The sequence below is a fragment of the Citrobacter sp. Cpo091 genome (genome assembly GCF_030332645.1).
Lineage (GTDB): Bacteria > Pseudomonadota > Gammaproteobacteria > Enterobacterales > Enterobacteriaceae > Citrobacter > Citrobacter portucalensis.
This window is the reverse complement of sequence record NZ_JAOWHL010000028.1, coordinates 901,891-922,035: the sequence shown is the minus strand read 5'-3', so window position 1 is coordinate 922,035 and position 20,145 is coordinate 901,891. Positions and strand designations below refer to the sequence as shown.

Annotated in this window: 22 protein-coding genes and 1 pseudogene; 12 read left to right on the top strand and 11 right to left on the bottom strand. The window is 49.3% G+C overall.

Annotated features, from left to right (window positions below; genetic code table 11):
* The 6 genes from OGY04_RS07930 to OGY04_RS07905 all read left to right on the top strand — a co-directional run bounded on the left by OGY04_RS07930 (window position 1) and on the right by OGY04_RS07905 (window position 3,607).
* Window positions 1-516 carry a phospholipase D family nuclease gene (locus OGY04_RS07930; protein ID WP_286585085.1) on the top strand — a complete coding sequence of 172 codons (516 nt, stop codon included), beginning with the start codon at window positions 1-3 and terminating at the stop codon, window positions 514-516.
* Between the two features lie 77 nt (window positions 517-593).
* Window positions 594-1,244: a metal-binding protein ZinT gene (gene zinT, locus OGY04_RS07925; protein WP_003832427.1), complete on the top strand. Its 651-nt coding sequence runs from the start codon at window positions 594-596 to the stop codon at window positions 1,242-1,244.
* A 139-nt stretch (window positions 1,245-1,383) separates the two neighbouring features.
* Complete coding sequence (gene leuE / locus OGY04_RS07920; protein WP_048216323.1) at window positions 1,384-2,022, top strand: leucine efflux protein LeuE; 639 nt, start codon at window positions 1,384-1,386, stop codon at window positions 2,020-2,022.
* 173 nt (window positions 2,023-2,195) lie between these two features.
* Window positions 2,196-2,558, top strand: coding sequence for a DUF1971 domain-containing protein YeaR (gene yeaR / locus OGY04_RS07915; protein ID WP_003030735.1), 363 nt, complete (start codon window positions 2,196-2,198; stop codon window positions 2,556-2,558).
* 3 nt (window positions 2,559-2,561) lie between these two features.
* Window positions 2,562-2,744, top strand: coding sequence for a DUF1869 domain-containing protein (locus tag OGY04_RS07910; RefSeq protein WP_003832433.1), 183 nt, complete (start codon window positions 2,562-2,564; stop codon window positions 2,742-2,744).
* A 218-nt stretch (window positions 2,745-2,962) separates the two neighbouring features.
* Window positions 2,963-3,607: a hypothetical protein gene (locus tag OGY04_RS07905; protein WP_213752531.1), complete on the top strand. Its 645-nt coding sequence runs from the start codon at window positions 2,963-2,965 to the stop codon at window positions 3,605-3,607.
* A gap of 52 nt (window positions 3,608-3,659) precedes the next feature.
* Here OGY04_RS07905 and fdhF read toward each other — a convergent pair whose 3' ends face one another.
* Window positions 3,660-5,807 carry a formate dehydrogenase subunit alpha gene (gene fdhF / locus OGY04_RS07900; RefSeq protein ID WP_111465761.1) on the bottom strand — a complete coding sequence of 716 codons (2,148 nt, stop codon included), beginning with the start codon at window positions 5,805-5,807 and terminating at the stop codon, window positions 3,660-3,662.
* Window positions 5,808-6,168: 361 nt separating this feature from the next.
* On the opposite strand from fdhF, the gene OGY04_RS07895 reads away from it, so the two are divergent.
* On the top strand, window positions 6,169-6,417 hold the full coding sequence (locus OGY04_RS07895) for a GlsB/YeaQ/YmgE family stress response membrane protein (protein WP_003832440.1): 249 nt from the start codon (window positions 6,169-6,171) through the stop codon (window positions 6,415-6,417).
* 48 nt (window positions 6,418-6,465) lie between these two features.
* Here OGY04_RS07895 and yoaJ read toward each other — a convergent pair whose 3' ends face one another.
* Genes yoaJ through OGY04_RS07880 form a run of 3 tightly spaced genes read right to left on the bottom strand, consistent with a single transcriptional unit; the run spans window position 6,466 to window position 7,714 of the window.
* The gene (gene yoaJ / locus OGY04_RS07890; RefSeq protein ID WP_095533175.1) at window positions 6,466-6,540 is read right to left on the bottom strand and encodes a protein YoaJ; all 75 of its coding nucleotides are present in this window, start codon (window positions 6,538-6,540) and stop codon (window positions 6,466-6,468) included.
* Between the two features lie 2 nt (window positions 6,541-6,542).
* Window positions 6,543-6,641, bottom strand: a complete 99-nt coding sequence (locus OGY04_RS07885; RefSeq protein ID WP_032941789.1) for a YoaK family small membrane protein — start codon at window positions 6,639-6,641, stop codon at window positions 6,543-6,545.
* Window positions 6,642-6,688: 47 nt separating this feature from the next.
* Window positions 6,689-7,714 (bottom strand): sensor domain-containing diguanylate cyclase, encoded by a 1,026-nt coding sequence (locus OGY04_RS07880; RefSeq protein ID WP_060682330.1) that lies wholly within the window; start codon window positions 7,712-7,714, stop codon window positions 6,689-6,691.
* A gap of 186 nt (window positions 7,715-7,900) precedes the next feature.
* Here OGY04_RS07880 and OGY04_RS07875 point away from each other — a divergent pair, with 186 nt between their 5' ends.
* Window positions 7,901-8,149 carry a putative hemolysin gene (locus tag OGY04_RS07875; RefSeq protein WP_267445693.1) on the top strand — a complete coding sequence of 83 codons (249 nt, stop codon included), beginning with the start codon at window positions 7,901-7,903 and terminating at the stop codon, window positions 8,147-8,149.
* A 7-nt stretch (window positions 8,150-8,156) separates the two neighbouring features.
* On the opposite strand, the gene OGY04_RS07870 is transcribed toward OGY04_RS07875, so the two are convergent.
* The gene (locus OGY04_RS07870) at window positions 8,157-8,504 is read right to left on the bottom strand and encodes a DUF488 domain-containing protein (RefSeq protein ID WP_286585084.1); all 348 of its coding nucleotides are present in this window, start codon (window positions 8,502-8,504) and stop codon (window positions 8,157-8,159) included.
* Between the two features lie 198 nt (window positions 8,505-8,702).
* Between OGY04_RS07870 and OGY04_RS07865 the strand changes: the two genes are divergently transcribed.
* Entirely contained in the window at window positions 8,703-9,410 is a 708-nt protein-coding gene (locus tag OGY04_RS07865) for a CTP synthase C-terminal region-related (seleno)protein (RefSeq protein ID WP_048214377.1), read from the top strand.
* A 36-nt stretch (window positions 9,411-9,446) separates the two neighbouring features.
* On the opposite strand, the gene OGY04_RS07860 is transcribed toward OGY04_RS07865, so the two are convergent.
* Window positions 9,447-10,634 carry a CynX/NimT family MFS transporter gene (locus OGY04_RS07860; RefSeq protein ID WP_213752532.1) on the bottom strand — a complete coding sequence of 396 codons (1,188 nt, stop codon included), beginning with the start codon at window positions 10,632-10,634 and terminating at the stop codon, window positions 9,447-9,449.
* Between the two features lie 99 nt (window positions 10,635-10,733).
* On the opposite strand from OGY04_RS07860, the pseudogene OGY04_RS07855 reads away from it, so the two are divergent.
* A pseudogene (locus OGY04_RS07855) lies at window positions 10,734-11,532 on the top strand (AraC family transcriptional regulator).
* On the opposite strand, the gene OGY04_RS07850 reads toward OGY04_RS07855, so the two are convergent.
* The 3 genes from OGY04_RS07850 to dgcJ all read right to left on the bottom strand — a co-directional run bounded on the left by OGY04_RS07850 (window position 11,509) and on the right by dgcJ (window position 14,132).
* Window positions 11,509-11,955, bottom strand: a complete 447-nt coding sequence (locus OGY04_RS07850; RefSeq protein ID WP_003832453.1) for a DUF441 domain-containing protein — start codon at window positions 11,953-11,955, stop codon at window positions 11,509-11,511. The pseudogene OGY04_RS07855 and the gene OGY04_RS07850 overlap by 24 nt on opposite strands.
* Window positions 11,956-12,093: 138 nt before the next feature.
* Window positions 12,094-12,597: a YbaK/prolyl-tRNA synthetase associated domain-containing protein gene (locus OGY04_RS07845; protein ID WP_032943105.1), complete on the bottom strand. Its 504-nt coding sequence runs from the start codon at window positions 12,595-12,597 to the stop codon at window positions 12,094-12,096.
* 44 nt (window positions 12,598-12,641) lie between these two features.
* Entirely contained in the window at window positions 12,642-14,132 is a 1,491-nt protein-coding gene (gene dgcJ, locus OGY04_RS07840; RefSeq protein ID WP_008784517.1) for a diguanylate cyclase DgcJ, read from the bottom strand.
* 164 nt (window positions 14,133-14,296) lie between these two features.
* Here dgcJ and OGY04_RS07835 point away from each other — a divergent pair, with 164 nt between their 5' ends.
* A complete protein-coding gene (locus OGY04_RS07835) occupies window positions 14,297-15,067 on the top strand; it encodes a class I SAM-dependent methyltransferase (protein WP_008784518.1) in 771 nt (256 codons plus the stop codon).
* 94 nt (window positions 15,068-15,161) lie between these two features.
* On the opposite strand, the gene OGY04_RS07830 is transcribed toward OGY04_RS07835, so the two are convergent.
* Together OGY04_RS07830 and yeaG are read right to left on the bottom strand one after the other, a co-directional pair.
* A complete protein-coding gene (locus OGY04_RS07830; protein WP_286585083.1) occupies window positions 15,162-16,445 on the bottom strand; it encodes a YeaH/YhbH family protein in 1,284 nt (427 codons plus the stop codon).
* 121 nt (window positions 16,446-16,566) lie between these two features.
* Complete coding sequence (gene yeaG / locus OGY04_RS07825; protein ID WP_003030707.1) at window positions 16,567-18,501, bottom strand: protein kinase YeaG; 1,935 nt, start codon at window positions 18,499-18,501, stop codon at window positions 16,567-16,569.
* A 433-nt stretch (window positions 18,502-18,934) separates the two neighbouring features.
* Between yeaG and OGY04_RS07820 the strand changes: the two genes are divergently transcribed.
* The gene (locus OGY04_RS07820) at window positions 18,935-19,681 is read left to right on the top strand and encodes a MipA/OmpV family protein (RefSeq protein ID WP_032943108.1); all 747 of its coding nucleotides are present in this window, start codon (window positions 18,935-18,937) and stop codon (window positions 19,679-19,681) included.
* The last annotated feature ends 464 nt before the right edge of the window (window positions 19,682-20,145 follow it).

Below are 20,145 nucleotides of genomic sequence, written 5' to 3'. Positions count from 1 at the left end.
GTGATCGTAAAAACTATCGCTGTGGCTGCGCTAATGTACGGGGCGGGTGCTTTTGCAGCACATGCTTCCATTCAGGTGGGTTTTTCACCGGAAGGGTCGGCTCGGGCTTTAGTGCTGGATTCAATTAACCATGCGCAGCACAGCATCGATATGATGGCTTATTCATTTCAGTCTGCAGATATTGTTAAGGCCCTGGTAAACGCTGAAAAGAGAGGCGTAGTGGTTCGGGCTGTGATCGATAAGAAACGTAACCAGGGCAAGGTTAGCCAGAAGGCCATCGCGTTTGCTGCCGCGAATGGGGTTGATGTGCAACTGGATGGTCACTACCACATCCAGCATGACAAGGTAATGATTATTGATGGCGACACGCTGGAAACCGGTTCGTTCAACTTTGCCAAATCCGCAGAATTTGCCAACTCTGAAAATGTGTTAGTTATTCGTGACGAACCTGCCGTTGTTGCGCAGTATCAGGCCCATTTTGACAGCCGTTGGAAAATCGCGCACCAGAGCGGTTAAATGCTTCACAACGCCGTTGATTTAAATGTGATGTTATATTATAACAATTCACTCGCAAATGATTTGAGGGTGAAATTTTGGCTATTCGTTTTAAGAAACTGACAATCGCTCTGGGGATGCTTTTAGTCAGTAGTTCGGTTCTGGCGCATGGTCATCATTCCCATGGTGCGCCAATGAGTGAAGCAGAACAAAAGGCGTCGGAAGGGGTATTTGATGACAACCAGGTGCAGAACAGGGCGCTGACCGACTGGGATGGCATGTGGCAATCTGTTTATCCGTATCTGGTCAGCGGCGAACTTGACCCAGTATTCAAAAAGAAAGCGGAGAAAGATAAAAGCAAAACGGCAGAACAAATCAAAGCGTATTACCGTACAGGCTATGCAACCAACGTAGACACTATCGGTATTGAAAATGGCGTGATGGAGTTTCATACCGGGAATCAGGTTGCATCATGTAAATACGACTACGCCGGATATAAGATCCTGAATTATAAATCAGGCAAGAAAGGTGTACGGTATCTGTTTGAGTGTAAAGCTGCTGACAGCAAAGCGCCTAAATATGTGCAATTTAGCGATCATATTATCGCGCCGCGTAAATCGAGCCACTTCCATATCTTTATGGGAAATACCTCGCAGGCAGCCTTGCTTGAAGAGATGGAAAACTGGCCTACCTACTACCCTTATCAGTTGAAGGGAGAAGAGGTTGTGGATGAGATGCTGCACCATTAATCCGGGCTAACCTTATCTGTACACACCCGTCACCAGTGGCGGGTTTTTTAATTCATAACCTTCTCTTTCCATCACCCGATGCATTCGTTAGCATATTGTATCGCAGCAAGTGCATGTGTTTTTTCAGGAAGAGGTTAACGTGTTCGCAGAGTATGGAGTTCTGAATTACTGGACGTATCTGGTGGGAGCCATTTTTATCGTGTTGGTACCGGGGCCAAATACGATATTTGTGTTGAAGAACAGCGTCGGTCGGGGAGTGAAGGGTGGTTATCTCGCCGCAAGTGGTGTGTTTATCGGTGATGCCGTGTTGATGTTTTTGGCCTATGCCGGTGTTGCCGCATTGATCAAAACAACGCCCGTTTTGTTCAACATCGTTCGCTATCTTGGCGCGTTTTATCTGCTGTACCTCGGTGCGAAGATCCTGTATGCGACACTGAAATCGAAAGCAAGCGACTCCGCACCTGAGGAAGTCCCGTTTGGCGCTATTTTTAAGCGAGCATTAATTCTGAGCCTGACGAATCCCAAAGCTATTTTGTTTTATGTTTCGTTCTTTGTGCAGTTTATTGATGTCAATGCACCGCACTCAGGGCTGTCATTCTTTATTTTGGCCATTACGCTTGAAGTAGTGAGCTTTTTCTATCTGAGCTTCCTTATTTTCTCCGGCGCGTTCGTGACACAGTATATTCGCACGAAGAAAAAACTGGCCAAAGTGGGTAATTCCCTAATCGGCCTGATTTTCGTTGGTTTTGCCGCTCGTCTGGCCACGCTTCAGTCGTGATGCTATCGGCCCGCTGGTTGCGGCGGGCCTTCAATATGACGCTTTGCTTTTCATTTATAATTGTAGGGTTATAACCAATAAATGGTATTTTAAATGTATATTTTGAGGCGTACCCTGTGTACAGCAGCGATTCAATAAGACTCGCTGGTTGTCGACTGGAAAAGGGAAGAAAAATGCTTCAAATTCCACAGAATCATATCCATACACGCTCTACACCATTCTGGAACAAAGAAACTGCGCCTGCCGGAATTTTCGAACGCCACCTTGATAAAGGAACTCGTGCCGGGGTTTATCCACGACTTTCTGTTATGCAGGGGGCGGTCAAATATCTCGGATACGCCGATGAACACAGTCCGGAGCCAGTAGAGGTGATGGTTATTGAAGCCGGTCAGTTTGGCGTTTTTCCGCCGGAAAAATGGCATAACATCGAAGTGATGACCGACGACACTTACTTTAATATCGATTTTTTCGTTGCACCGGAAGTTCTGATGGAGAGTGCAAATCAACGAAAAGTCGTGCGCACCGGCAAGGAGTAAATCATGGGCAAAGCAACCTATACCGTAACCGTGACCAATAACAGTAACGGTGTTTCTGTTGATTATGAAACAGAAGCGCCGATGACATTACTGGTGCCGGATGTGGCAGCAGAAGTGGTCAAAGACTTGGTCAATACCGTTCGTTCGTACGATACCGAGAATGAGCATGAAGTCTGCGGATGGTAGGCGTTAAATACTCTTACTGATTGAATACACAGAATTTTAATGTACTAACCGCACAGCGTTTTGACGGCGCCGTGCGGTTTTTTTATTTGTGTTGAACGTAGTGATGTCCGAAAAAAGATTCCTTAAGAATACCTTAAGAGATTCGCATTGAATGCTAATTGTCGATCATTCACAGGAGTTATGATCGCAAAACAGTAACAATACAGAACATCGCGCTTATGAAACTGAATACCCAAATTACATTCCCCACACTTATTCTAGGACTGGTCATTGTGGCGATCCCGTTCACCGCGAACTGGAATCTTCCGCTGCTTAACGGCACTGTCGTCAGATGGATCGAAAATGGGCAGGCGCTATGGCTACTGTTTGGTGCCGTATTTACCCTTGGCTATATCCGGCCTTTATCACGCCCTGAAGGCGAGAAGCAATTTTGGCTTTGGGCAGCCGTGTGGTGGTTGGTATTGCTGGGGAGAAGCACCAGTTGGGGCCGTGACTATTTCCCGGAGCAGCCTAAACTTCTGTTCAGAGCTATCTCTGTTGTAATGATTTCCATGATTATTCTGCCGGTGCTGTTGTCGAAGCGCTTACGCCTGGATATTGTCCGACGCGTGCGTAATGAACCGCTACCGCTCTGGCTGCTGGCGATCACCGCCTGCGCATTTTTGATTTCCGATACGGTAGAGCATCATCGTCTGCTGGCTCCCATCTTCCTGCACAATGTCCAATATGGCGATATGATTGAAGAATTGTACGAACTGCCGTTTATGGCTGGCCTGTTTCTGATGAACCTCGGTTTTATGCAGCGGGATATGCAGGAGGAATCTTCCTCCATCCGCTTCAGTGAACCACACCTGGTAAAGTAATGAGATAAAACCTGAGTCTGGGTATCCAGACTCAGGTGGCGAGGGTGGGGAATTACGCAATGGCCTCACATAAGCGTGATTTCATGTCGCTATACGATTGAGCGGCATACTTTTCAGCCCATCTCTGATCGCTAATGTGCTCGATATTTACGGCACAATATTTGGTTTCCGGCGTTTTCGAGATTGGATCGAGGTTATCCTGGGTCAACTCGTTGCATGCACCAATCCACCATTGATAGGTCATATACACCGTTCCGGAATTGATACGCTCGGATACATCCGCACGGCTGATGACCTTACCCCGACGCGAGCTGACCCACACCAGATCACGATGACGGATACCCAGTTTTTCGGCATCATGGGTATTGATTTGCACATATCCTGGTTCATCAGCCAACGCTTGTAACGCTGCGCAGTTACCGGTCATCGAGCGACAGGAGTAATGCCCAACTTCACGCACGGTACACAACACCAGCGGATAATTGTCATCCGGAACTTCTGCGGGCGCTCGCCACGGTGCGGCAAACAGTTTGCCTTTGCCGTTGGCGGTATCAAACTGGCTGTGCGCGTAAAGGTACGGCGTACCAGGACTATCGAGATCGGGGCACGGCCACTGAACATGCCCCATTTCCCCCATTTTCTCATAGGTCACGCCGTAGAACAGCGGGCACAGCTCGCGCATTTCATCCCAGATTTGTTGGTTATTTTGATACTGCATCGGATAGCCCATTTCGCTGGCCAGCAGGCTGATAATCTCCCAGTCACGCTTTACATCACCGGTGGGTTCAATCGCTTTCTCAAAACGCTGGAAGCCACGATCGGCGCAGGTAAAGACACCGCCATGTTCGCCCCATGAGGTGGCCGGCAGGAGGACGTCGGCCATTTCCGCTGTCTTAGTCATGAAGATATCCTGCACGACGATAAAATCGAGCGCGTTAAACCCTTCGCGGACCAGGCCCAGATCGGCTTCAGTTTGCAGCGGATCCTCTCCCATGATGTAGTAGGCTTTTATTTTGCCTTCGAGAGCCAGATGTGGAACTTCAGTGATGCGCGTTCCAACCTTGTCATCCATCTGATTAACGTCAATGCCCCATGCGCTGGCGAATTTTTCCCTGACGGCGGAATCGGTCACATCCTGATACCCCGGGAACTGGTTAGGTAGTACCCCCATATCGCACGCACCCTGCACGTTATTTTGCCCGCGCACCGGACCAACGCCGACGTTAGGGCGACCCAGATTCCCGGTCAACAACGCCAGGCTCGACAAACCGCGAACCACATCAACGGCCTGACCAAACTGGGTGACGCCCATCCCCCACATTACGGTTGCCGATGGTGCTGCGGCAAATGTACGCATTGCCTGACGAACCTGCTGTGCGGGAACGCCGGTCAAATGTTCAACGGCTTCAGGCGCATAGTCCTTAACGGTTTCCCAGTATGTTTCCAGCCCTTCCGCATGCTTTTGCACATACTCGCGATCGTAGAGTTGCTCTTCGATAAGAACATGACCAAAGGCATTAACCAGCGCCATGTTGCAACCGTTTTTCAACTGCAAATGTTGGTCAGCAATACGGGCGGTTTCAATACGACGTGGGTCGCAGACAATGATTTTTGCGCCGTTCTGGCGAGCTTTAATTACCCGGCGGGCTACGATTGGGTGCGAGTCGGCGCAGTTATAACCAAAGATCAGCAGGCATTTTGAGTTTTCAATGTCGCTGATGGAATTGCTCATGGCGCCATTGCCTAACGTTTCTTGTAACCCGGCAACGGAAGGACCGTGACAGACGCGGGCGCAACAATCGACATTATTGGTATGAAGTACGCCACGTGCGAATTTTTGCATCACGTAGTTAGTTTCATTTCCGGTTCCCCGGGAGGAGCCGGTGGTCATGATGGCGCGAGGGCCATAGGTATTTTTGATTTCAGATAAGCGTTTTGCGGTGTAACGAATGGCTTCATCCCAGCTAACGGGCGTGAATTTGCCACCTTTTTCATAACGGATCATCGGGCGAGTCAGACGGGGAGTCAGGAGGCGTGTGTCGTTAAGAAAGTCCCAACCATAATAGCCTTTCAGGCATAACTGATTTTGGTTCGTTACACCCTCTGCGGCTTCGGCGCGGATGATTTTGTTATTTTCGACAACAAGCTTGAGCTTGCACCCGGCCCCACAGTATGGGCAAACACTGGTGATTTTTTTCATCAATAACAGACCTGTTAAATGCTGAAATAGCGCGAATTGTAGACGCAGCCGCGCGATAAGCACCGCGGACTACGATTTGTCGTATCGACGGGTTGTTTAAGCATAAAGTGTGCCAGAAGTGAAAACCCAGCAATAACGGGGCTGACGGCAAAAGAGTTAAGCATAATGACTGACGATTCGACATTAATGACGAGGAGCGGCAAAAATTTAGCCTGCCGGTCAGCAGTCATAACCTTATGAAACATCGGAAAAAGATGAAAATATGAAGTGATGACGATCACAAATTTTAATTTTTCAGCGCTATGCTATGCTTTTATACAACGAGTGAATCGTTAATTTAAAAACATAAGTGAGGAAAATTATGGGCATTATTTCATGGGTGGTTTTCGGTCTTATCGCTGGGATTTTGGCAAAATGGATTATGCCGGGTAAAGATGGCGGCGGATTCTTTATGACCATTATCTTAGGGGTTGTCGGTGCGGTAGTGGGTGGCTGGATCAGTACCTTCTTTGGTTTTGGTAAAGTTGATGGTTTCAACTTCGGCAGTTTCGTCGTAGCGGTTATCGGTGCGATTGTGGTGTTGTTTATCTATAGAAAAATCAAAAGCTAAGTAAACATACAGATAATAGGGGCCACTGATAAGTGGCCTTTATTTTGGTTACCACCACCCCAGTTCCGTGCCCAGAACCACGATGATCGCCACGCCAATCATAATAATCGTTGTTTTTTTCATCGTTATGCTCCCGGCGCAGCGTAGCCGCCAATAAAAAACCAGGATAAGAAAACGACAGCGGAAATGAAAATAATGACAGGGAAAATAATACCGAGTCGCATACGATTATCTACCAGAGTTATTTAAAGACGAGCCAGCATAGCAGGGCTTAATGTACGACAAAAGGGGTTTTATCCTGACGCTTTTTATCCTGATACATTGCGCTGTCTGCAAGATGAAGCGCACAGTTTACATCAGTCTCCAGAGGATCAATTTCCACCACACCCAGACTGGCACCAGGATAATACAGATGAATGTCACCCAGGTGGTAGTCACCGCAAATCTGCTGTTGCAGCTGATTTTTCACCTGCTGCAGACGCATAAGTTGATCAAGTTCATCTTCCGCTGACAGGCGAACGACTAAAAATTCGTCACCGCCCAGTCGACCGAGAATGTCATTATCATTACATTCACGGAGCAGGCGCTGCCCAATCTGGATCAGGAACTGGTCACCAACCTCGTGGCCAAAGCGGTCATTAATCAGTTTGAAATCATCCAAATCGATATAGGCGACAACTATCTTCTGCCTGAGATGGCGGGCAAGCGAAAAAAGGGTTTCCACATTTTCAAATATTGCGCGCCGATTCGGTAAACCGGTCAGGGCATCGGTGTAGGAGTGAGCAATCAGCGCAGCGTTCGCTTCACGTAACTGAGCAACCAGCGACTCTTTTTGAATCGACTGGGCGATCAGACCGGCAAACAGATGTAATACTTGTTCTCCACGTTGGCTCAATGCCTGCTGGCGGCGGCTGGTAGCGCAGAGTGTACCGTAAAACGTTCCGTCAGGAAGATGAACGGGAGTGCTCAGAAAGGTGGTGATGTCCAGTGCGCGAGCGGCGGTACATTCCGGCCAGCGTGCGGGCACGTTGTCACTGTACAGACAGTTTTCCTCAATAGCGCGTTTGCACAGCGTTTCATCCCACGGCACGGATAGCCCTTCGGGGATCTGCATTTGGCGGCTATTACGTGCATACAGAATATGCTGCAGACGGGCATCCAGATCGATCTTGGTCAGGTAGGTCGATTCCATCTCAGTCACCATCTCCAGCATCTCCAGAAGTTGCCGAACCAGACTTTCAACAGACTGCTCCGTGGCTAAGGATTGTGAGACTCTGGCAAGGATCATGTCCGACATGAGATGTAAATGCTCCTGAGTAATGACTGGGCTGACGTTGCCCGCATGATAGAACATCGAGGTGAAAGATGAAACACGCCATCCAGCTCAGAATGTAAACATAAAATGGATAGCTGGCAGGAAAATATGGAGATAGATGGAAAGTCGGGGTAACCTGCCAAGATAAGGTTTTAAACAGGAGTAAATATGAAACTGGCATTTATTGTTTTGCCCGGCTTGCTGGTGCTGGCGGGGTGTACCACGGAATCGGAAGCGCCTGTGCCACCGAAAGTTGGCATGGCGAATCCAGCATCGGTGTATTGCGAACAAAAGGGCGGCTCGCTGATTGCGGTGCAGACTCCGCAAGGTGTTAAGTCTGACTGCAAACTACCCAACGGGGAAGTAATTGATGAATGGTCACTCTGGCGTAGAGATCATCCGGCAACGGCCAAGTAATACGCGGTCAGCATTGACGTAGCCATTCAGCGAGCACCAGCGCGTGGTTTTGCTGGGTATTTTTCGCCGCATACAGTAGCGTTAAGGTTTGCTGTCGGGCAATCTCTGCGAGGCGCTTTCCTTCCTGCTGCCGTTGGGCCAGCTCTGCGCGATATTGCTCGGAAAAGTGTGAAAAATCGATCAGTTCTGCGTGGAATGCTTTGCGCAATTCAGAGGATGGCGTCAGCGTTTTATTCCATTCGTTGAAAGCAAGGTCAGTCTTTTTTATCCCGCGTGGCCACAACCGGTCGACCAACACGCGATAACCATCGCTTTTTTCTGCCGGGTCATACACGCGTTTACACTGAATCTTCATCTCTTCATCCGCTCCTTTCAGCTACCGCTCAGGTATTGCTCATCAACTTTATTACGGTTAAATAAGATCGTAAAACGTGACCATTATAGCATTTTGCCCACCCTGACTCCCAATTTAAGGGATTGTGATACCACTAAAAAGTCGGTAGGCTGAGGCTCCTTATGCTGTCCCTTATTGTCAGGACACAAGGAAAGCTTAATGGAAATTTCCCCAATTAAAGATACGCTTCGCATTGCGCTGGTGGGCGATTACAGCCCCGATATTGTGGCGCACCAGGCTATTCCCCTTGCTATCGATGATGCTGCCGCCGTCCTGGAATTGGTGGCTGATTATGACTGGCTAACTACATCTGATATCAACAGCAGTGAGGACTTGATTGGCTATGATGCCATCTGGGTCGTTCCAGGCAGTCCATATCGCCATCTTGAAGGGGCGCTGATAGCGATACGCTACGCGCGTGAAAACAGCATCCCGTTCCTGGGGACCTGCGGCGGCTTTCAACATGCAATTCTGGAGTACGCCCGCAACGTGCTGGGTTGGCGCGACGCCGCCCACGCCGAGACTGACACCACGGGTCGGATGGTGATAGCACCATTGACCTGCTCGCTGGTAGAAAAAACGGATGATATTGAGCTGCGGGCCAATACGCTGATTGCCAAAGCCTACGGGCGGGATGTTATCACCGAGGGATATCACTGCAACTATGGCGTATCGGAGGATTTTGCCGCCGAGCTTGAAAGCGGCGATCTTCGGGTGACCGGTTGGGATGAGGCTGGTGATATTCGTGCCATTGAGCTGGTGACGCATCCATTTTATGTTGGCACGCTCTTTCAGCATGAACGCGGAGCGCTGGCGGGAAAACCCGTGCCGTTAGTTCAGGCGATGCTGCGCGCCGCGCGCGGATAAAAAAACGGGCAGTTGTTCACGAACCTGCCCTGTGCATTATGCGCTCGCGATCTCCCGATTGCGCCCCGCGCACAAACCAAATGCCGCCATCAGCATCGCTAACACGGCGACCCCGCCAAGAGGAATCAGCCAGCTATCGTTGAGGTCGTGAATTTTCCCCATCAGCGGTGGCCCGCAGGCGGCCAGTAAATACCCAACAGATTGTGCCATGCCGGACAGGGCTGCAGCCTGATGCGCTGAGCTTGCGCGCAGGCCAATAAAGGTCAAGCCGAGGATCATCGTCGCGCCCGAGCCAAAGCCAAACAGGATGGTCCATAGCAATGCCTGGTCGGGCATTATGGCGAATCCCGCCGCGCCGACGGCGCACATTAATGAAACCAGAGCGGCGATGGCGCGCTGATCCTTAAATCTGTTCAGGACGAGAGGAATCAATAATCCCGGCGCGGCGGTCGCCAGCTGCAGTAAACCATGCAGCGAACCGGCCTGCGCCTCGCTGTAGCCGTGGCTGATCAAAATGGCGGGCAACCAGCCGATGATGACGTAGTAGATAAGCGAATTGATCCCCAGAAACAGCGTCACCTGCCAGGCGAGGCTGGAGCGCCAGATCGCGCGGGAATGCAGAGCGCGTGAGTTGCTCAAGCTGGCATTGGCCGTCTGGCGGCATTGGGGTAACCAGATAATCAGTGCCAGCAGCGGAAAGGCCATCAGTACCATCAGCGCGCCGCGCCAGCCAAACCCGTTCAACGCCAGCGGTACCACAATGGCGGAACCCAGTGCCGCTGCTGCGCCCATGGTCAGCGAGTATGCGCCAGTGAGTTTCGCCACATGCTGAGCAAAATCACGCTTAATCAGTCCGGGTAAAAGCACATTTCCCAATGCGATTCCGCAACCAATGATAGCGGTGCCGCTAAACAGGAACCCTGGTGAGGGCAGCGAACGTATCGCAATACCCGCGCAAATGAGTAGCATAGCGACAAACAGGCTGCGTTCGATACCCCAACGGCGCGCAACGGCGGCAGCCAGAGGTGAAACCAGTGCGAAAGCCAGCAGTGGCAGGGTGGTCAGAAGCCCCGTCTGGGCGGTGCTCAGACCGTAGTCGGCGCGAATTGCATCCAGCAACGGGGCTGCACCGGTAAAGGTGACGCGCAATGTGGTGGCAATCATCAGGATCCCCGCGATCAGCAACGCTGCGTTCTTGCCACGGGAGGAAGGAGTATTTGTCATTTTTTTCTCATATCGTCAGGCGAGGCGATACCTTAGCGTTTTTACTCAATGGATGAATCAAGCTAAAATGACAGTTTATCGCTTAAATCGGACATTTTTATGTTAGGACTGAGGCTGGATGGATACGAACCCGATCTTCACCACGATGCGGCGGTGGCGTTTTGTATTCAGGCCCGGGAAGATGAACTTTTCAGTCCGCTGCATCAGCACCGTAAAGGCCAGTTGATTCTGGCACTGCATGGCGCGATCACCTGTGAGGTTGAGAATGCTATGTGGATGGTGCCCCCGCAATATGCGGTGTGGATCCCCGGTGAAATTCCACACAGCAACCACGTTACCGTTGGCGCACAATTGTGCTTTTTGTTTATTGAGCCGCAGGCCGTCGTGATGCCCGATCGTTGCTGCACGCTGAAAATTGCTCCGTTGTGCCGGGAGCTTATTCTGGCGCTGGCATCCAAAACGGATGCCCAACGGCTGGAGCCGGCAACCCAGCGGCTTACGCAAGTGTTGTTTGATGAACTGCCGCAGCAACCCCAGGAGCAAATGCAGTTGCCGGTTTCCGATCACCCGAAAATTCGCAGAATGGTCGCAACGATGGCGAGAGAGCCTGCACAATGGCAGACGTTGGGGCAATGGGCCAGCGTATTTGCGATGAGTGAACGTAACCTTGCTCGCCTGGTCGTCAAAGAAACGGGGTTGAGTTTTCGCCGCTGGCGTCACCAGCTCCAGCTGATTCTGGCGCTGCAGGCGTTGATTGATGGCCGCAATGTACAACAGGTCGCGCAAATGCTCGGGTACGATTCGACCACGGCATTTATCTCTATGTTCAAAAAAGGCCTGGGACAGACACCAGGCCGTTATCTGAACGGGCTGGCTACTGCTTCCCAACAATCAATGAGACCAGACCTGCCGCAATAAGCGGCCCCACTGGCACACCGCGAAACAGCGCCACGCCCAGTACCGTGCCCACCAGTAAACCAGCAACAAGCTGAGGCTGGCTACCCATTAGCGTAACGCCGCGTCCGCCAAGCCAGGAGACAAATACCCCAACGGCAATAGCAACCAGTGATTTCCAGTTCACAAAGGAGTGGATGAGCGTGGAGGGCGGTAGCGTTCCGCTGGCGATCGGCGCCATGACGCCAATAGTCAGAATTATAATCCCGACGGTCAGGCCCTGTTTTTCAATCCAGGGAAAGAAGGTATTCAGTGGGGTAACACGGACAATAATCAGCACCAGAATTGAAACAGCGACAGTGGTGTTGTGGCTGACAAAGCCCAGAGCTGCCAGTCCGAGCAGGATCAGCAGAGTGACATCAAACATCGTAGTTTCCTTGCCAAAAGAAAAAATAAGCCTGCTTACTGTACGCGTAAATGCGTGACGGAACAGGCTTTTTTTAATGATTATGATTTTTTTTGGGCTAACGCACGAAGCGATGTTTTTTACTGCTAACTTGTGAAGTTATTGTTCTCTGCGGAACGGGATTAATTCCGGTTGTGCGATGCGCAGGTAATCTGCGGTATCCATGATCACGGATTTTTCCAGCATTCCGGCATTGAACGCAATTTCATTAAAACGCTCAAACAACAGCGGGTCGGCGACCAGCTTGAGGTTCGGATGAAAACTAAACGGTGGGATAGCGCCAAATACGCAGCCAGTCAGTTCATCTACCTCCGCCGGGCTGGCAAGTGACGCTCTCAACCCGCCAATATGGCTGGCCAACAGGCTCAGGTCGGCCTGCTGATCGGCAGAGAGGATCGCCAGAACATGCTGATTGACGCCGTTGCCTTTTACTTTGCAGACCAGCGCTTTTGCACCCTGACCCAGTGCGGTACCGCGAATTTCAGAGACAGCTTCACATTTGCCTACGGCTTCATGGCTGACTACGCGGTAGGTCGCACCGTGTTCTGACAACAGGGAGATTAAACGCTGGTGCGTTGCGTTACCTTTGTTTACTTCCGTCATGACTTACTCCTGGTACAACAATGAAAATCCTGTCAGAAAAATAATTACGCATCGGTGCGTTTTTTCTGTTTGTTCAGGTAGAGCTGTGCATCAGATGCTTTGTAGGCATCATCAATGGTGTCGTTTGGCTGCATATTATAAATCCCGACAGAGAAGCTGATTGATCTATCTTGCGCAATAATTTGTAAGTTATAGCGAATCCTCTCCAGCAGGCGGGGCGTTAATTCACTGGGGTGATCGATGAGGATAATGCAAAACTCATCGCCGCCGAGGCGGATGGCATAGTCGCTTTTGCGAATGGACGTTTGAATAGCTTTGGCCAAAATGGTGATAATGCGATCGCCTTCCTTATGCCCCAACGTATCATTAATAACTTTTAGTTTGTCACAATCAATGGCGATAAAGGTCACGAGCGTTCCCGTGTTCACCAACTGTTGCAAACGCTGCTCAAGCGCTGGCGTTAAAATTTTACGGTTGTAGAGCCCTGTCATCGCATCACTGACATTTTCCCGTGTGACGTTGTGATACAAGCGAAAATGCGTTCTGACCATATTCAGCAGCAATATCGTTGCCAGTAGATAGAAGGCGAATATCTTCCAGGACGAGACAATAAAATACATAACATCAAGTGAGAGGGTGATACGTATACCGCCAGGTATGTCCTTCTCATAGTGAACATAGCGGAACAGATCGGTTTCACTTTTGTGAACGAGGATCTCTTTACCTGAACTGGTGTCAGAGACCGTTACGTTAAGATAACGCCAGACGAGAGGGCGGTCGCTGGTATAGAAAATATTCTGTAAATTCTCTTTATTAATATCCACCATCACCACGCCTTTTAGCTTATTGGCGTAGTAAACCGGTGTTAAAAAGCTCATCACCTTTTTCTCGGTCAGGTTATCTTCATAAATACTGGAGATCACCGTGCGGCCAGTAAAAATACCGTCAATATCATTCTGGTCGATTCCCAACGTACCTTTTTGCAAAAACGACCAGTTGTGTATCGCAAATTTCCGCGAGTCGATCACATCATAGAAATAAACGTAGTTATTTTTGAGATCGACGTAATATCGAAATTTATACTCCAGCGTCCCTAATCCCTGACCGTAATCTTTCTGCTGGCGATTAACATTGACCGCCCGGTCAAAAGAGGGCAGCAGAAAAATGTCATCAAGCTGTTCACTACATTTTGTTGAGGTGGTCTGCAACGTACCGTGTAATGGCAGATAGTTGCGCTTAGTGAGATTGAGCCCATGAGTGCCGTTAACGCTGTCGAAAGCGTTGCAAAGTACTTTTTGCTGTTCGAGAGAAGCAGGCCCCTGAGGGGACGAAAATGTGCGCATCAGATGGGCTGCGATGCTCTGATTTGTGTACTTATCATAGAGAAACGAGGAGTCGGCTTTCTCATTGATATAGCGCATGTACGCATTCATTGCTTTATCACTAGCAATGAGCTCATAAACCAAAAAAGAAGATGTCAAAACAATTACGCTGACGGAGATAAAGATCCTGAGCGCTTTATGATGCAATTTCATAATGATTTACAGCCCTGTAAGTCTGATACTTCAGTCTATCACACGGCATACATCCGCTCTAACGCTACGGGAAAGGACATTTTGAAATAAAAATCATTCGCGTACTTCACCTTTAACTCTTAATGTTGTATTTATAATGCAACTTATGGAAAGGAGACAGGCCAATGAGCGCGACTGAAAAAGCGGGTCATACATTTTTAGCCAGCCTGGGCAAAACCCGTCTGCGTCCGGGCGGCGTTGAAGCAACAGAATGGTTGTTTAGCCAGTCACAGCTGACGCCCGGCAGCCAGGTACTTGAAGTGGCGTGCAACATGGCCACGACGGCGATAGAGTTAGTTCAACGCTATGGCTGTACCGTATACGCCATTGATATGGATAAAACCGCACTGTCAAATGCAAGGAATAACGTAGCGGCAAATGGTCTGGAAAATCATATTCATGTGATGGCTGCTAACGCCAACACTCTTCCTTTTGCGGATAACAGTTTCGATGTTGTGATTAACGAAGCCATGCTGACAATGTATGCCGATAAAGCGAAGGCGAAGTTAATTGCCGAATATTATCGCGTGTTGAAGCCCGGTGGGCGTCTGCTCACCCACGATATTATGTTCACCGCCCAAAAACTGGGCGCGGGCGATCAGGGCCAGCTTGTCGATGTGGTGAAATCAAACGTTAGCCCAATGACCAGACAAGGCTGGCGTGATTTGTTTCTTAACTGCGGGTTCGAACAGGTCCTGCAGCAGAATGGCAACATGTCGCTGATGTCGCCGCGCGGATTAGTTCGTGATGAAGGGCTTACGGGGGCGGTAAAAATTGTGTTTAACGGCTTACGCACGAGCGAAAATCGTCGTCGTTTCCTGAAAATGTTTCGCTTCTTCCGTTCGCAACGTCATCAACTCAATTACATTGCCTGCTGCTCTGTAAAGGGAAAATAAAAAGGATAAACGGATGAATATTGATAAGATGAAAAAACAGCACCCGTAACAAATCAGCCAGAGAAGATAACCTCTGGCTGATTTGTTTAGGTGGTTAACTATTGCTGGTCGTACTTTGTTTATGAAACAGTTCGCGGAATACCGGATAAATATCATCCTGGTCGCGAATATGTTGCATCGCAAAGTTATCAAAAGTTGATTGCAGATGTTCGTATTCACGCCACAAGGTTTGGTGAGCGCGGCGAGTGATTTCGATATAGCTGTAATAGCGGACCACTGGCAGCAGTTTTTTCGCCAAAATCTCATGACACAGTGGTGAATCATCAGCCCAGTTATCACCGTCCGATGCCTGTGCAGCATAGATGTTCCACTGGGCAGGGTTGTAGCGCTCTTTCACCACTTCATCCATTAACTTCAGCGCACTGGAGACAATGGTTCCCCCGGTTTCCTGAGAGTAGAAGAACTCATGCTCATCCACTTCTTTCGCCTGGGTATGGTGGCGAATATAAACCACCTCCACGTTCTTATAGGTCCGGCTTAAGAACAGATACAGCAGGATATAAAAACGTTTAGCCATATCTTTGGTCGACTGATCCATTGAACCAGAAACGTCCATCAGGCAGAACATTACCGCCTGGCTGGAAGGGTCGGGGCGTTTTTCATAATTCTTGTAGCGTAAATCAAAGGTGTCGATAAATGGCACGCGTTCGATTTTTGCCCGTAGTTCGGCAATCTCTTTGCGTAACCGTTCCTCTTCCAGCAACTGTGCTGGTTCGCTTTTCGCGATGGTTTCCAGATCCGCTTCGAGAGCATGCAGTTCGCGACGCTTACCCGCTGTCATCGCCGTGCGGCGCGCCAGTGAGTTTTGCAGGGATCGCACCACGCTGATGTTGGCAGGCACACCGTTAGAGGTAAAACCTGCCCGGTGCGTTTTGTACTCCGTTAGCTGACGCTGCTGATTCTGCTTCAGGTTAGGAAGTTCTAAATCTTCGAACAACAGATCGAGATATTCATCTTTAGAGATCTGAAAGACGAACTCATCCTGACCCTCACCATCCTGGCTGGCCTGGCCTTGTCCGCTTCCTGAACCGCCACCGCCGCCCTGTGGGCGTTCAATGCGGTCATTCTGCACAAAATGGTCGTTACCCGGATGCACGCGATGGCGCAGGCCACCACGTCCCTGATGAAACATTGGTTCGCTAATATCATCAGTCGGAATAGAGACAGATTCGCCGCTATCCACATCAGTCACCGAACGCTTGTTAATGGCCTCGGAGATCGACTGTTTAATTTGCGATTTATAACGGCGTAAGAAGCGCTGGCGGTTTACCGTGCTCTTGTTTTTGCCGTTAAGACGCCGGTCAATAAACCAGGTCATAAGCCCCCCGTACTGCCAACTGTTCGCCATGTCTGTAAGTGCCGGATGGCGCTAGCGCTATCCGGCCTACGGAACATTGTTTTGCAAGCCCGGTAAGCGCATGCGCCACCGGGCACTTATGTTAAGACGATTTACGTACGCGCAAATACCATTCGCACAGTAAACGCACCTGTTTACGCGTGTAGCCTTTTTCCATCATACGGTCGACAAAATCGTCGTGTTTTTTCTGCTCGTCAGTCGAGGTTTTAGCATTGAACGAAATGACCGGCAGCAGCTCCTCGGTATTGGAGAACATTTTCTTCTCAATGACCGTGCGCAGTTTTTCGTAACTGGTCCAGTTTGGATTGCGACCGCTGTTATTCGCTCTGGCACGCAGAACAAAGTTGACGATCTCGTTACGAAAATCTTTCGGGTTACTGATACCCGCCGGTTTCTCAATTTTCTCCAGTTCTGAGTTCAGTGACTCGCGGTCAAACAGCTGACCGGTATCCGGGTCGCGATACTCCTGATCCTGAATCCAGAAATCCGCATAAGTGACATAACGGTCGAAAATGTTCTGTCCGTACTCGGAATAGGATTCGAGATAAGCCGTCTGGATCTCTTTGCCGATGAATTCAGCATATTTCGGGATCAAATAACCTTTCAGGAACTCAAGATAACGCTCAGCTTGTTCCTGCGGGAACTGTTCACGTTCGATTTGCTGCTCCAGTACGTAAAACAGATGTACCGGGTTAGCTGCCACTTCGGCATGGTCAAAGTTAAAGACGCGAGAGAGGATCTTAAACGCGAAACGCGTGGACAGACCGTTCATTCCCTCATCAACCCCGGCGTAATCCCGATACTCCTGATAGGATTTCGCTTTCGGATCGGTATCTTTCAGGCTTTCGCCATCGTAAACGCGCATCTTCGAGTAAATGCTCGAGTTCTCAGGTTCTTTCAGGCGAGAAAGAATGGTAAAGCGAGAGAGCGTTTCCAGTGTGCCCGGTGCGCAAGGCGCATGGGTCAGCTCACTGTGGTTAAGCAGTTTTTCGTAAATTTTGATCTCTTCAGAGATACGCAGGCAATAAGGCACTTTGACGATGTAAACACGGTCAAGGAACGCCTCATTGTTTTTGTTATTACGGAACGTTACCCATTCGGACTCGTTCGAGTGGGCAAGAATAATCCCGTTAAACGGCAGGGCAGAGATACCTTCTGTCCCGTTGTAGTTTCCTTCCTGGGTGGCGGTCAGCAGAGGATGCAGCACTTTAATCGGTGCTTTAAACATCTCAACGAACTCCATAATCCCCTGGTTTGAGCGGCACAGTGCACCCGAATAACCGTAGGCATCAGGATCGTTCTGGGCGTGGTGTTCGAGTTTACGAATATCCACTTTCCCGACCAGCGCAGAAATATCCTGGTTGTTTTCATCACCAGGCTCCGTTTTGGCGATTGCGATCTGCTCCAGAATAGACGGCCAGACTTTGACGACGCGGAATTTTGTAATGTCCCCGCCGAAATCGTGCAGACGTTTCGCAGCCCAGGGCGACATGATCGTACCGAGATAGCGACGCGGGATCCCATACTCTTTTTCCAGGATCTGCGCGTCTTCCTGCGGATTAAACAGGCATAACGGATGATCGTTGACCGGGCTACGTTCGCCATTGGCACTCAGGACATAAATCGGTACTCTCTGCATCAGCGACTTCAGTCGCTCAGCAAGAGATGATTTCCCCCCTCCCACAGGCCCCAGCAGATACAGGATCTGCTTCTTCTCTTCCAGACCCTGAGCCGCATGTTTCAAATAAGAAACAATTTGCTCAATGGCATCTTCCATGCCGTAAAACTCTTCAAAGGCGGGATAGCGTGCAATTACCCGATTCGAAAAGAGTCGAGAAAGTCGAGGTTCGTGGGCAGTGTCGACCATGACAGGCTCACCAATAGCCATTAATAGCCGCTCTGCCGCGTTGGCATAAGCACTGCGATCTTGCCGACAAGTGGTAAGAAACTCCTGCAGCGTGAACTCTTCGTCCTTGGCAGCTTCATAACGCTGGCGATAGTGATCGAATATATTCATGGTATGCCGTCCTTTCGTTTTTTAGCACATGTTAAGAGCCGTTCATATGAATAGTAGAGGCCCCTGAAGAGGTAAACTGAACGACGTCGCTGCTGAATAAATAAGCAACTCTCATGCCATTTTGGTGGTCAGGAGATCAACGTATTCGGTGATACACCTTCTAAAATTAAGCGTAGATGGCATTTGCAAAACTTGCCTGTGTGCGCAAATGAATTTCAATGGCATATCAATAACTCATCAGCAAAAAAAGCACATCTTATGTAAAGAATTGGAGCGGGATTCATGCGGTGTTCACCGTCCTGCAAGCAAAATGTCATCACTCGCTGAGAAATTAGGGGGTTACATTCTGGGGCGAATACGTAAAATAGTTGGGCTGAAGCGTATTGGCGGTTACACTTTGACCGCTACACATTTGAATAAGGAATTATGGATTGTGACCAAACTCAAACTTCTGGCACTTGGCGTCCTTGCCGCAACCGCAGTTAGCACCGCACAGGCGGAAAGTCAGTGGACTGTTGGCGCGGGTGTCGGCGTGATTAACAGCCCGTACAAACAGTATGACCGCGATGTTTACCCTGTTCCGGTTGTCACCTATGAAGGCGATAATGTCTGGTTCCACGGCTTGGGTGGCGGTTACTATTTGTGGAATGATACGACAGATAAGCTTTCCATCATGGCGTACTATGATCCGACGCATTTCAAGCCAGGTGATAGCGATAGCCATGCTTTGCGCCAACTCGACAAGCGTAAAAGCAGCATGATGGCTGGCCTTTCGTATGTACATAACACCCAGTATGGTTTCCTGCGTACTGCACTGGCGGGTGATACTCTGGATAACAGCAACGGCTTTATCTGGGATCTGGCCTGGCTCTACCGTTACACTAATGGTGGGCTGACTCTGACGCCGGGTATCGGTGTGCAGTACAGCAGCGAAAACTACAACGACTATTATTATGGCGTGTCCAATCACGAGTCTCGCCGCAGTGGTCTGAAAAGCTACAACGCTGACGATGGATGGGATCCGTACCTGGAGTTGACCGCGAGCTATAACTTCATTGGAAACTGGAACGTATACGGAACTGGCCGTTATGTGCGCTTGAGTGATGAAGTGAAGGACAGTCCGATGGTCGATAAGTCCTGGTCTGGCATCTTCTCGGTGGGTGTAACTTACAAGTTCTGATGCTACTGCGCGTCAAGCACTAGCCCGCATCAGTGCGGGCTTTTTTGTGCGTGACGGAGATGAATATTGATCTAAAACATGAGATTTGATTTTTTGTGCTGTTTTGGCATTCTGTCAGGCGACAACGAATTTTTAACGTATTATTCCTGTCGCTGTTACTAAAAATAAACCTGCTATTTTATTAGCCTGTTATCTATTCATTTTTGAATGAAATATAGTCGTGAAGGTTTAGCAAGTCATTGTCATGAGGTAATGGTTTGTAGCTATACAATGCGTTGATAATACTAGGGTTTATGATCGAGGTAAGCGTTATTTTCTTATTGTTAAGCACAATGAAAATTATTGATAACTCTTTTAGCATGTTTATCTCATGGCGAAAGTTAACTTTCATGTGAAAAAAACAAAAATTAATCGATTGATTTTAATTTTACATCTTTAGGTATTTATCTGAAAAAAATTAAATT

What these genes read in the sequence shown, in the direction of transcription:
- OGY04_RS07845 (WP_032943105.1), bottom strand. Translation starts at nt 12,597, where the DNA reads ATGACGGAAGTAAACAAAGGTAACGCAACGCACCAGCGTTTAATCTCC.
- OGY04_RS07835 (WP_008784518.1), top strand. Translation starts at nt 14,297, where the DNA reads ATGAGCGCGACTGAAAAAGCGGGTCATACATTTTTAGCCAGCCTGGGC.
- OGY04_RS07895 (WP_003832440.1), top strand. Translation starts at nt 6,169, where the DNA reads ATGGGCATTATTTCATGGGTGGTTTTCGGTCTTATCGCTGGGATTTTG.
- fdhF (WP_111465761.1), bottom strand. Translation starts at nt 5,807, where the DNA reads ATGAAAAAAATCACCAGTGTTTGCCCATACTGTGGGGCCGGGTGCAAG.
- dgcJ (WP_008784517.1), bottom strand. Translation starts at nt 14,132, where the DNA reads ATGAAATTGCATCATAAAGCGCTCAGGATCTTTATCTCCGTCAGCGTA.
- OGY04_RS07910 (WP_003832433.1), top strand. Translation starts at nt 2,562, where the DNA reads ATGGGCAAAGCAACCTATACCGTAACCGTGACCAATAACAGTAACGGT.
- yeaR (WP_003030735.1), top strand. Translation starts at nt 2,196, where the DNA reads ATGCTTCAAATTCCACAGAATCATATCCATACACGCTCTACACCATTC.
- OGY04_RS07850 (WP_003832453.1), bottom strand. Translation starts at nt 11,955, where the DNA reads ATGTTTGATGTCACTCTGCTGATCCTGCTCGGACTGGCAGCTCTGGGC.
- OGY04_RS07875 (WP_267445693.1), top strand. Translation starts at nt 7,901, where the DNA reads ATGAAACTGGCATTTATTGTTTTGCCCGGCTTGCTGGTGCTGGCGGGG.
- OGY04_RS07870 (WP_286585084.1), bottom strand. Translation starts at nt 8,504, where the DNA reads ATGAAGATTCAGTGTAAACGCGTGTATGACCCGGCAGAAAAAAGCGAT.
- OGY04_RS07860 (WP_213752532.1), bottom strand. Translation starts at nt 10,634, where the DNA reads ATGACAAATACTCCTTCCTCCCGTGGCAAGAACGCAGCGTTGCTGATC.
- OGY04_RS07865 (WP_048214377.1), top strand. Translation starts at nt 8,703, where the DNA reads ATGGAAATTTCCCCAATTAAAGATACGCTTCGCATTGCGCTGGTGGGC.
- yeaG (WP_003030707.1), bottom strand. Translation starts at nt 18,501, where the DNA reads ATGAATATATTCGATCACTATCGCCAGCGTTATGAAGCTGCCAAGGAC.
- OGY04_RS07880 (WP_060682330.1), bottom strand. Translation starts at nt 7,714, where the DNA reads ATGTCGGACATGATCCTTGCCAGAGTCTCACAATCCTTAGCCACGGAG.
- OGY04_RS07885 (WP_032941789.1), bottom strand. Translation starts at nt 6,641, where the DNA reads ATGCGACTCGGTATTATTTTCCCTGTCATTATTTTCATTTCCGCTGTC.
- OGY04_RS07830 (WP_286585083.1), bottom strand. Translation starts at nt 16,445, where the DNA reads ATGACCTGGTTTATTGACCGGCGTCTTAACGGCAAAAACAAGAGCACG.
- OGY04_RS07905 (WP_213752531.1), top strand. Translation starts at nt 2,963, where the DNA reads ATGAAACTGAATACCCAAATTACATTCCCCACACTTATTCTAGGACTG.